Origin of the sequence: Ectobacillus panaciterrae DSM 19096, assembly GCF_000430785.1 — a bacterium.
GTDB lineage: Bacteria > Bacillota > Bacilli > Bacillales > Bacillaceae_G > Ectobacillus > Ectobacillus panaciterrae.
Genome location: NZ_AUMR01000109.1, coordinates 1 through 11,383, shown reverse-complemented (window position 1 = coordinate 11,383; position 11,383 = coordinate 1). Strand labels below are relative to the sequence as shown.

General features: G+C 38.8%; 9 protein-coding genes and 4 pseudogenes. 9 read left to right on the top strand and 4 right to left on the bottom strand.

Annotated features, from left to right (window positions below):
* Both H540_RS33435 and H540_RS30350 read right to left on the bottom strand, forming a co-directional pair.
* Positions 1 to 296: pseudogene (locus H540_RS33435) on the bottom strand (hypothetical protein); the annotation flags it as partial.
* Positions 297 to 545: 249 nt separating this feature from the next.
* Positions 546 to 1,265: pseudogene (locus tag H540_RS30350) on the bottom strand (Rpn family recombination-promoting nuclease/putative transposase); the annotation flags it as partial.
* Positions 1,266 to 1,366: 101 nt separating this feature from the next.
* Between H540_RS30350 and H540_RS0119610 the strand changes: the two are divergent.
* Complete coding sequence (locus H540_RS0119610; protein ID WP_028402065.1) at positions 1,367 to 1,639, top strand: HU family DNA-binding protein; 273 nt, start codon at positions 1,367 to 1,369, stop codon at positions 1,637 to 1,639.
* A 249-nt stretch (positions 1,640 to 1,888) separates the two neighbouring features.
* Here H540_RS0119610 and H540_RS35635 read toward each other — a convergent pair whose 3' ends face one another.
* Positions 1,889 to 1,990: a hypothetical protein gene (locus tag H540_RS35635; protein WP_425388149.1), complete on the bottom strand. Its 102-nt coding sequence runs from the start codon at positions 1,988 to 1,990 to the stop codon at positions 1,889 to 1,891.
* 889 nt (positions 1,991 to 2,879) lie between these two features.
* Here H540_RS35635 and ftsZ point away from each other — a divergent pair.
* Both ftsZ and H540_RS0119595 read left to right on the top strand, forming a co-directional pair.
* Entirely contained in the window at positions 2,880 to 4,028 is a 1,149-nt protein-coding gene (ftsZ, locus tag H540_RS0119600; RefSeq protein WP_028402064.1) for a cell division protein FtsZ, read from the top strand.
* Between the two features lie 37 nt (positions 4,029 to 4,065).
* Positions 4,066 to 4,257, top strand: coding sequence for a hypothetical protein (locus H540_RS0119595; RefSeq protein ID WP_028402063.1), 192 nt, complete (start codon positions 4,066 to 4,068; stop codon positions 4,255 to 4,257).
* Positions 4,258 to 4,519: 262 nt separating this feature from the next.
* Here the strand turns inward: H540_RS0119595 and pdxR are convergent, their stop codons facing one another.
* The gene (gene pdxR / locus H540_RS0119590; RefSeq protein WP_028402062.1) at positions 4,520 to 5,998 is read right to left on the bottom strand and encodes a MocR-like pyridoxine biosynthesis transcription factor PdxR; all 1,479 of its coding nucleotides are present in this window, start codon (positions 5,996 to 5,998) and stop codon (positions 4,520 to 4,522) included.
* A gap of 319 nt (positions 5,999 to 6,317) precedes the next feature.
* Between pdxR and H540_RS0119585 the strand changes: the two genes are divergently transcribed.
* The 6 genes and pseudogenes from H540_RS0119585 to H540_RS30330 form a co-directional block, all read left to right on the top strand.
* The gene (locus H540_RS0119585) at positions 6,318 to 7,100 is read left to right on the top strand and encodes a PhzF family phenazine biosynthesis protein (RefSeq protein WP_028402061.1); all 783 of its coding nucleotides are present in this window, start codon (positions 6,318 to 6,320) and stop codon (positions 7,098 to 7,100) included.
* An 89-nt stretch (positions 7,101 to 7,189) separates the two neighbouring features.
* Entirely contained in the window at positions 7,190 to 8,506 is a 1,317-nt protein-coding gene (locus H540_RS0119580) for an MFS transporter (RefSeq protein WP_245592300.1), read from the top strand.
* Positions 8,507 to 8,730: 224 nt separating this feature from the next.
* Positions 8,731 to 8,916: pseudogene (locus H540_RS30345) on the top strand (3-hydroxyacyl-ACP dehydratase FabZ); the annotation flags it as partial.
* Between the two features lie 1,107 nt (positions 8,917 to 10,023).
* Positions 10,024 to 10,323, top strand: a complete 300-nt coding sequence (locus H540_RS0119565; protein WP_028402059.1) for a hypothetical protein — start codon at positions 10,024 to 10,026, stop codon at positions 10,321 to 10,323.
* A 255-nt stretch (positions 10,324 to 10,578) separates the two neighbouring features.
* Positions 10,579 to 10,914, top strand: a pseudogene (tnpA, locus tag H540_RS30335) (IS200/IS605 family transposase); the annotation flags it as partial.
* A 1-nt stretch (position 10,915) separates the two neighbouring features.
* On the top strand, positions 10,916 to 11,383 hold a 468-nt coding region (locus H540_RS30330), incomplete at its 3' end, for a hypothetical protein (protein WP_211241910.1).

Below are 11,383 nucleotides of genomic sequence, written 5' to 3'. Positions count from 1 at the left end.
AAATACCAACGATACAACAATAAGATGATCGTGAGAACAATACCTGTTGCGTATCCACTGCCATAAAATATACCTATCATAAGAGCCACAAACCGTAGGTCATTTCGCTCGTTTACATCCGAATAGATCGGGAAGGACATGCACAATACTAACGTAATCGTTGCCAAGAAACTAAAAATTAATTTTTGACGTTTCGTTTCGATGAATTGATGACGATTGGTTAAATACATAGAATAAAAAAAGACAGGGATCAAAATAATCATTACTTGTAAGAGCAAGTTTTTAGTATATTCCATACAGTTTACCTCGTTGTTAAACTCATTCTAGTATAAAAGGAAACCGAATATAAAAACAATATGTTATTGGAAAATTAAGAAATTGTTGAATATGAGGAGTAGAGCCTTATTCAATACAAAACTGGATGAATTTTTTATAGAATCCTAGATGAATTGACTACTGATAAAACAACGGACATAAAACCATATATTCTTTTTGAAACAAAATAAAAAGAAGAATCTAATTGATTCTCCTTTTTGTACAATTATTTAACCTTGTAAGAATTGTTGTATGTCAACTACTCGTAATCCTGTAAATTTTGCGATATCTTCTAATGCCATTCCGTTCTTATGCATCCCTCGAATTAATTGCATTTTTCCTTCTTCAATACCTTCTTTTCTCGCATGAGCCAACTTAGCCTGCTCATCTAATAACAGTTTTTCTCGCGCTTCATACGCACGGCGGAACGAAGAATCGTGACTCATATTCTCCCATTTATTCATTGCTTTTTGTAGGATTGGATCTTGATTCATCGTAATCTCCTCCAATGTTTGTGTTAAATGCTCATCTTCATGAGCCGGTAATAATAACAGCCAGCGAACAAACGTATTTTCCCACGGATTGATTTTCTCTTCTCTCCATTGTTTCACAAGTTTCGGAATTTCTACGAAATGTATTTCGATATCATTCGTTAATACCTGTTGTTTTTGCATATTCCACAATTGTCCTGTCGTATGGAATTCTTCATATGCGGGAAACAATACAAATTCTAATAAGTTGATGGTAATCGTTTTTCGAAGGGAATGATACGACATCCCTTCTTGCATTTGTGAGATATATAGTTTGCTCCAATAATACAAAGAACGCTTAATCATATCATGTGTATTTCTCAATTGTATCTCGATATTCACTTGTGTTCCGTTATCTAAAGTAGCTAATAAATCTAAAATAGATAATTTATCGTCTTCATAAGCTTTGTGTAAAAAAGGATAATTTATTCCTAAAAAGGGAAACTTAGAAGGTTTGAGTTGAATAATACGGGAATAATGTGATAAGTAATGTATGATACATAACTATGGGAGGAATCAATATGAATAAGACAGATCTTATCTATAAAGTAGCAGAACAAGCAGAACTAACAAAAAAGGATGCAACTCAAGTGGTTGATGCTGTATTCGATACAATCCTAAATGCTTTAAAGGCAGGCGACTCTGTTCAGTTGCTTGGTTTCGGTAGCTTTGAAGTACGGGAACGTGCTGCTCGTACAGGGCGCAACCCACAAACGGGTGAGGAAATTGAAATTGCAGCAAGCAAAGTACCAGCTTTCAAAGCAGGGAAGCAACTGAAAGAAGCTGTGAAATAAAGAACTCCTACTTCTTTCTACTATTCCACTTATTTGTATAAAAACTGTATGTATGATTCATTAGAAAAATAAGAGTTGAGACGAGAGGGGCATAAGTTTGTGCCTCTCGTCTCAACTCTTCAACAACTGAAGCGTAGCGGAAGGCGTTAGAAAATAGGTAAACTACCGCCCTTCGGTTGGTGAAGGTGTATGTCGTCGGAGAACAAGTCTCCTTCCTCCGTACACCTATATAATATAGTAGAAACTCGGTTAACCTTGTATTTTTTCGCTTTCTTTAATATATCGATATAAGATAGTCCGTGAAACATCGAAAATTTCTTGCACCTCTTTTTTAGACCTACCTAATTTCATCATCTCTAACATTCCTTCAATTTGTTTTTCAGAATGAGACTTTTTTCGGCTTCCCGTTTCCCCTAGCCTTTGCGCTTGCAATCCCACTTTTTACACGTTCATCAATCTGCATGTCTAAATTTTGATGCTTGGTCGAGATCCTCGCATAGCGAAAAATCATAGTATATTCCCCCCTTACGTTTCATTTAAACTATGCCATAATCTTTTTGAATTTGGCATATAGTTTTGAAGCGAATTTTTAAGAGAATATAGGAGATAAAATGAACGTTTCATAATCAACAGTTTTTGAAACATCCTAGATCAGTAAAAAAGAAGGGAAATAAAAGTATATAAAGAATGTATTAATAGGGTGATAAGGAATGTGTGAACTACCACGAACCTAAAGGTATCGTAGTTTTACGCCCACAAATATAAAGACTGCGTATAAATGGAGTCTTTTGCAATTTTTATGAGGCTCGAGAAAATGCCTTATCTATTTTTAAAGCATTAAAATTACATCATATTTTTCCTTTAACTCATGAAAACCTCGTGTTTGAAACACTTAATCTGTATTGTGTGCTACAACAAAAGGATTCTGATGCAAGAAATTCACAGTAAACTAAAAATGAATACTCTGTATGTTCTTAGTTTACATAATACTGATTAGAGTCAATCAAAATATTATGATAGAAAATAGAGTACATCAATTTCCATCTTGATAAAGATAGCATCCTGAGGAATTAAAGTTTTGGTCTGGGATAATCAGAAAACAACAGCAAAATATCCTGCCTCCTAATCTACTAAACTATACAAAAAAAGATGAAAACTTCGAATAATATGAAGAAGTTCTTCGGGTACTCTTTGAATAGTGTGAAATCAAGGCAATTTGGAGGAATGAGGAGGAATGATCATGTTGGGATTTGATATAAATATAGACCAATTCGCCACGATTAAAGTCATTGGTGTTGGAGGCGGGGGAAACAACGCCGTGAACCGTATGATCGAGGACGGAGTTGGGGGTGTAGAATTTATTGTCGTTAATACAGATGCACAAGCACTTAATCAATCAAAAGCAGAGATCACGATACAAATCGGTGCATCATTGACAAGAGGTTTAGGAGCAGGTGCAAATCCGGAAATAGGTAAAAAAGCTGTGGAAGAAAGCAAACAGCAGATCCAAGAAGTGTTACAAGGCGCAGACATGGTTTTCGTTACAGCTGGAATGGGCGGTGGTACAGGCACAGGTGCAGCGCCCGCCATTGCTGAAATCGCCCGTAATATTGGTGCCCTGACAGTTGGGGTTGTAACACGTCCGTTCACATTTGAAGGCCACAAGCGTGCAGTAAACGCGGCAAGCGGAATTAACGCAATGAGGGAAGCAGTGGACACCTTGATTATTATTCCAAACGATCGCTTATTGGAGATTGTAGATACAAAAACGCCCATGCTTGAAGCTTTCCGTGAAGCGGATAATGTTCTTCGCCGAGGTGTTCAAGGGATTTCCGATTTAATTGCTGTGCCAGGTTTAATCAACCTTGATTTTGCTGATGTGAAAACGGTCATGTCCCATAAAGGAACTGCCTTAATGGGAATTGGTATTGCCAAAGGTAAAGGCCGTGCTGTTGAAGCTGCGCAGAGAGCCATAAATAGTCCGTTACTGGAAACTTCCATCAATGGAGCTCAAGGTGTGATCATGAACATAACTGGCGGCGGTAATTTAAGTCTTTATGAAGTACAGGAGGCAGCCGATATAGTTGCTTCTGCTTCGCACGAGGAATTAAATATGATTTTTGGTTCGGTCATTAACGAAAACTTAACAGAAGAAATTATTGTAACTGTCATTGCCACTGGATTCACTGAGCAGGAGGCCACATTATTACAAGCGCCTTCCCAGCCATCAATGGAAGGAATGGCTAATCCATATCAAAAGAAACAACGTATGCAACGTGATTCGATAAACCATGGAGAACCGGTTCAAGATTATGGCCGACACTCAGAACAGTCAGAAGAATCTCTGGATATTCCAGCGTTCTTGCGCAAACGAAAAAACCGATTTTGATAAACTTAAAATATGTCTTTTCCAGGATTTTTTTGCGATGATTTCGACAGCAACTTACGGATTGTGGACAGGAGATATTCTTGAAGATATCGAAAAAGCTGGCTATCTGAAGTTGAAACGCGTGGGTCGTGAGCTCTATTTTACCTTGACAGAAAGAGCGATGGACGCGAAATTGTACGTAGTAAAGAAAAGACGTATATTCGATCAAGAAACAGGCAAATTCATATGAGTAAAAACCCCCTCATGCAAAGAATGAGGGGGGTTCGTTTTGTTTAAAAAGGGAGATCTTCATCTTTGATATCTACAGGTTGGGGTCCTGACGCATCCCCATCAAGTTAAAAATAAAAGAATCCCCCAGAACGAAGAGTCTGCGTAAACTGCTCATTTTCATCGTTTCGGGGGTAGCTTGTTTTGTTAGGTTGATGAGAATAGGGTATTGACAGGTAAATACGGATTTATAACTCATAATGGTTTACTGCATCTTATTTACATCAAAAATATGGGGAGTTATCATGCGCTGTTGTTGATGAAATTTCGGACCGGAAAATGCTACATAATGCTGTGGCTCCTTGGCGTAATAGCTGTTCGTTCATGTAAGAGTAACTCAATCGTAATTGATGATTTTCTTGCTCTACAGGGTAACAGGCTGATCCAGGCAAGAATGTGATTTGCTGTTTTTTTGCTTCGACTAGAATGTGATTTGTATTTATCCAAGAAGGGAGACTGATCCATAGATTTAATCCCCCTTCAGGAGTTACCCATGTTACCCCTGAAGGCGAATGTTGTGAAAGTAACTCAAGAACCAAATCGCGTCTTATTTTCAGCGCAGTTCTTAGCTTTTTCATATGGTCAGTCATTCTTTTAGATTTGATAAACAGCAATATTAATTTTTGTGTAAGCAATGGACTTCCTAAATCAGCATTTGCCTTGGCAGCCAATAATCGGTTGAATATGGAACCGGAAGCGGCCAATATTCCAATTCTGCAACTCGGTGCCAGTGTTTTGCTTAAACCTTTCAAATAAATCACATGACCGTAATGATCGATGCTTTTGATAGAAGCCGGCGGTTTTTTTTCAAAATAAATCTCACTCCACGGATCATCCTCTATAATAATGCTTTGGATACTTTCTGCTATATCGAGAACTTGCCTACGCCGTTTTGCGGACATGACTATTCCTGTTGGATTATGAAAGGTAGGCATGGTATAGATGATTTTAGGCTTATATTTATCGCATAAATTTTGAAGTATGTCCACTCGCATCCCATTCTTATCAACCGGCACTGAAAGTATGGTAGCACCTCTCCCGCGAAAGACATCAATAGCACCAGGATAAGTAGGGGCTTCCATTACCACTACATCACCCGGTCCGACAAATGTACGAGCGATTAAATCAATGCCTTGTTGTGAACCGTTGGTTATTAAAAGGTTATCGGGTGCTGCGGGGACTCCAAATATCTTTAGATACTCCGTCATAGCATTTCTAAGCTGTAAATCACCTTGGATTTCCCCGTATTGAGATAACATCCTTGGGTTTTCGGAAAGGAGTTGGCGAATCTCTTGTCCTAAATATTGATTGGGAAGAAGTCCGGGATCGATCATAGAGGATGAAAGTTGAATCTCCCCAGGGATATGATGAAAGCGGGCAAATTGAGCTCTAGATAAATAATCTTGAACAGATAACTGCCAATCAAAATCGAGAATCTTCTGTCCTGTATCCACTTCTTCTTTTTTTTCCGCATTTACGAATGTTCCCTTTCCTTGTACAGAAGTAATAAAATCTTCTTGTTCCAATTTATTGTATGCCTTCACTACTGTAACTAAACTCACTCCAAGCTGTTTTGATAGATCGCGTACTGAAGGCAATTTTGTTCCTTCTTGCAGGAGGCCTGAACGGATATGATCAACAATCGATAGATATATTTGCTGAGAAAGCGAAATTTCAGCTTTACGGTGAATTTCAATGTGCATCGTGACTCTCCTTTAAGTGTTATACATACGTATTGAGTGTTATATATGGTATTGATATAAAATGACATCGTTGAGTGAATACATTATAACATTTGGAGGGGGTGTAACGAAGTAGTTCTGCCATGAGGTGAGAAGATGATGAATAGTTGTTATGTAGAAAGAGGGAAATACCTTCTTTGATGGGGGACGGGCATGTTTGCCAACCCCGCTAGGTTGCTTGAGTATTGTTTTTGCTGTTGGGATGATTGCAGTGCACAGCTCAGATGCTGCTAGTTTTAAGATTTGATTAGTTTTGCTTAAAAACAAGGAGGTTTATACAATGAAATGTTACGTTGTTGACGCGTTTGCCGAGAAAGTGTTTGAAGGAAATCCTGCTGCTATTTGTATCATGGAGGAGTGGCTTTCAGATGATATGATGCAAAATATTGCTGCTGAAAATAACCTTTCTGAAACAGCATTTGCTGTGAAAGAGGGAGACGGTTATCGATTAAGATGGTTTACTCCGGGGGGAGAGATCGACCTCTGTGGACACGCTACTTTGGCAACGGCATATGTGATTGCCAACTATTATGAAAATGATGTGGATACGTTCAAGTTTCAGACAATGAGCGGGGAGCTTGTTGTGGTAAAAAAAGGGGAACTTTACGAAATGGATTTCCCTAGCAGAATGCCGGAAGAATTTACATTGACAGAGCAAATGGTGGAAGCTCTTGGCGTAAAACCTATTGAAACCTATTTGGGCAGAGATTTAATGTTTGTATTGGAAAAGGAAGAGGACGTTCAAAACGCATCCCCTGATTTTTCTAAACTGGAAAAATTGCCGGATGGTTTGGGTGTTTTAATTACAGCCAAAAGTGAAACGTACGACTTTGTTTCTAGATGCTTTTTCCCGAAGTTGAATGTAAATGAAGACCCTGTGTGCGGTTCTGCGCATTGTAATTTCATCCCTTTCTGGGGAAAACATCTGAGCAAGGATACAATGGTGGCGAGACAGCTTTCCAAGCGCGGCGGAACGTTATACTGTAAATTAGCCGGTGACAGAGTGACCATTGGTGGATCAGCAGTTTTGTATTCCATTGCAGATCTTCAAGTAAATCAATAAGGAATGGGCCTGCACACTATGAAAATAGAACAAAAAATTGAAAAACTGGGAGTGATATTAGAGAAGTAATTTTTTATAAGATGATTGGTATGTACAAACAAAGTAAAAGGAGTGAAAAGCAGATGAACCCCAGTTTGAAATCATCTAGATTGTATTATGGGTGGGTGGTAGTCCTCATCACCTTTATTACCTTGCTCGTATCCGCTGGAATTCGTGCCATGCCGAGTATACTTATGCTTCCGTTTGAAACCGAGTTCGGATGGAGCCGTGCAAACATTTCAAGCGTTATCTCGATCGGAATTTTCTTGTATGGATTAGTGGGACCTTTTTCGGTTGCATTGTTGCAAAAATTCGGTATTCGAAGAGTAGTGGTCATCTCATTGTTGGCATTGGCCATTAGTTTATCGATCACACCGTTGATGACGGCTCTTTGGCAGTATGAAATTTTATGGGGACTTGTTTCCGGACTTGCTACCGGGATGATGGCCAATGTGCTCGGCGTTACTGTCAGCAATCACTGGTTTGTCAAGCGAAAAGGACTCGTAGTTGGATTACTCACAGCAAGTGCCGCTACGGGCCAGTTGCTATTCTTGCCTCTGATGGCGAAAATAGCAGCGGAAGTAGGGTGGAGATATGCGATCTATTCGGCTGTAGTGGCTATCATCATTGTACTAGTCGCCGTTGCAATCTGGATGCGAAACCATCCGTACGACGTAGGTGTTGCACCTTACGGTATGGAGGAGCTTGTCAAACCCGCCCCATTTTCAGGGAATATATTTCTCACACCGCTGCTGGCGCTTCGTTCAGCATTGAAGAATAACACATTCTGGCTGCTCGCTGGTACATTCTTTTTCTGCGGATTTTCCACCAATGGCTTGATTGGCACGCATCTTATACCTGCAGACCATGATCACGGAATTCCCGAAGTGACGGCAGCTGGGCTTCTGGCTTTGATGGGCATGTTCGATCTGGTCGGTACAACGCTTTCGGGGTGGCTCTCGGACCGGTTCGATAGTCGAAAGCTGTTGTTCTGGTATTATGGCCTACGCGGCCTGTCCTTGCTCTTTCTGCCATATGCGTTAGATACCAATCACACTATGCTTGTGATCTTCTCCGCCTTCTATGGCCTTGACTGGATTGCAACAGTTCCGCCAACCGTAAAACTGGCCACAAATGAGTTCGGAAAAGAAAAGGCAGGTATGATCTTCGGCTGGGTCGTGGTTGCCCACCAAATTGGCGCATCGGTGGCCGCTTATGGCGGAGGCTTACTGAGGGAATTGCTCGGGAGCTATACGGTTCCATTTATTGCGGCCGGTTTGGTATGCTTGTTCGCTGCACTAATGGCGCTCCGTATTTCAAAGGCCGATACTATGGTTGAACAGCCTAGCCTCAGTTATGAACAATGAGCCTCTTCGAGAAAGCATTAAAATTAAATAAAGGAACAATAAAAACGGTTCTGGTACGAAAATAATTCTTCGGAAACATAGAAGTTGATTTACTCACTATTTTTTTGGATTATGAAGCGATCCCGAATAGTTTATGGGATTCTGACGCATGCCCATAGAGCTAATTTGAATATATATCCCCTGTATGCGAGAAATACGCTATCCTTTTAGTAGAATGATTGATAAGGATGGCGTTTTTTTATGGAGGCTTCATTAAACAAGTTCGTCCTGGCGATCAGTTACATTTAAAAGTGGGGATGATGCGTGTTCGTGGTTCAATTGCGAAAGCTCATGCTATTGCTGCAGTAAATGATGAAATCGTTTGTGAAGCAGACGTGACATTTGCACTTTTCGATAATAAAAAAGCCTAAAGACCTGTTGATTTTTAGGTTTTTTTTATTATTGATATATACACTTCTTGTTAACATAAAATCCGTTCTCGGAAGTAGGGATTCTGTTGTTTAGTCCTACATGGTTAGGTCCACAATCTTTGTATAAGAAAAGTTCTCCTGCTAAAGGACTTCCGGGATAAACATGAAATTGTAGAGCTTTCACAGATTCTATATATAACTGATTTTTCTGGCGCAAAATGTATGCTTGACACTAAGAGGTAATGAATTCTTCATATTCCTGTAATCATACATCATACTCCTGTAATCATACATCGCATTCACTACGTTATAATAACCTGTAGGGCGTAGGTATGACGGCATGTCGATAAAATCATTGCGTCTACATTTATTTTTTAGTACAAGCTTTCAATTATAATGCAAAAAAGGAAGGAAGATCATCATGTCATTTCGATACATTTGTCCGCATTGTCAAGGGAGTGGGAATAAGTACGGATTAAGGCTGCTTTCCTTTATAAAATGTAAGGTTTGTAATGGAGACGGGAATGTACTTGTATCCATCAATTCAGAATATAGTGATGTTAAGAAAAAAAGTGAGAATGAAGAGCAGCCACCTAAAGAAGAATCTCAATTATAGAATGGAAAAAACCTGAACTCATGTCAGCAGAGTTATAGAGATAGCTAACATAAGAAAGTGAGTTCAACAATCCGATTTACCATATGACATCATCATCCATTTTCAAGGTCACATCGAAATATAAGCTTTACTGTCCATCTATATACAAGTGAATAAAAAAACCGTCTTTTTATAGTAGGGAGAGATCATGCGGCGACGTGCAGAAGCGGTCAAATCTTTGTAGTGGTTCACGCAAGGGGAAACGAGAGAGAAGAAGCATACCATACTCCCTTTTGGTTGCACAGAGCACATGGACATGTCGAAATTATAATTCACTCATATATAAGCTGGTCCTAGCTAATTATGTTTGCATTAGAACCTTAATTATTTTGTAATCTATTAAATAAAGAAATGCTCTCCAAAACAGGAGAGTATTTTTTTATTAGCTGTTTTCTAAAAAAATCGTTACTTTTATATAAAGGAATATATAATTGATATAGGAGGAGAATAAAATGGAAATCATTACAGTTATAGGTACATCAATAATAACAGGCTTAATAAGCATAATGGCTCTTTACTTTTCCTTTTCCAAAAAAGTTGAAGGGTTTTACGAAGAAACAAATGATAGTCCAGATACTACTGGTATTTTTCTGATAGTTGGATGGATATTGATGGGATTGCACAAACTCTATAAACTAATTTTCCCTAAACATCATTCTTTAGCTTTAAGAATTACTACGTTCACTTTCGGAATAGCATTTTTAGTAATGGCTATTGGGATTTGGTTCATAGATTTAACACATAAAATTTAGGAAACCCGAACGGGAATCCTCTCCAATTCATTGGAGAGATGAAAGTGAGGTCGGATACGGAGTAGCTTCTGCTACTTTAAGTATCCGACTTTTTGTTTACTTCACCATGCCATATGTATACGATTAAAAGTTGTTAAATAGATGTTTTTTCCATATTTTTTCTATAATGTATGTATGAGTAAAAAACAGATTGTTTACGCAAGAACCTGTGTCTATAACGTCCATTATCATATCGTATGATCTGTAAAATACAGACAAAAAGTTCTCTCAAGGGAAATTGAAACCAATATGAAGAGTATGTTTCAAGAAATTGCTGAAGATAAAGGATTTGAGGTTGTTATGGTTGAAGTCGGAGACCAAGATCATGTTCATGTTTTTGCTTCCGTACATCCTAAAATTGCACCTTCTTATATCGTGAAGATGTTAAAAGGGATTTCTGCTCGTAAATTGTTTCTTCTTCATCCTGAGTTGAAACAAAAACTAGGGAAAGGACACTTAGGGAACAGTAGTTTTTATATCGAAACTGTTGGTTCGATTAGCGAGGATGTCATTCAGGCGTATATTGCCATGCAATCGAAGGGAGGTGACTAAGTTGATTCGTGCCTCGTATTTTGTGTGTAAGCCGAATCATGAAACGAATATCATTCTATCTCATTTGACCTATGCTGCTAGGAAGTTATGGAATGTAGCTAATTATGAAAAGCGGAACTGGTGTAAAGAAGATGGTACACCTTTCCCGAATTGGTATGAACAGAAAAAGAGGTTAAAAGACCATTTTTGGTATAAAAATTTGCCCTCTCAGTCGGCACAAGAAGTGTTAAAAGTCTTGCAGGAGTCATGGGTTTCATTCTTCGAATTAAAAAAATCGGGTAAGATTGAAAACCCGCAGCCTCCAAGATTCAAGCAAACCAACTTCAATGTGAAATTTTTGAATAATGGGTTTCGAGTGGAAGGGAATGCGCTTCGCCTGTCCATTCCAGCGAAACAAAAAGCCTATCTTCGCGAAACATACGGAATTACAAAGAAGTATCTCTATATACAGGTGCCAAAACATATCGAA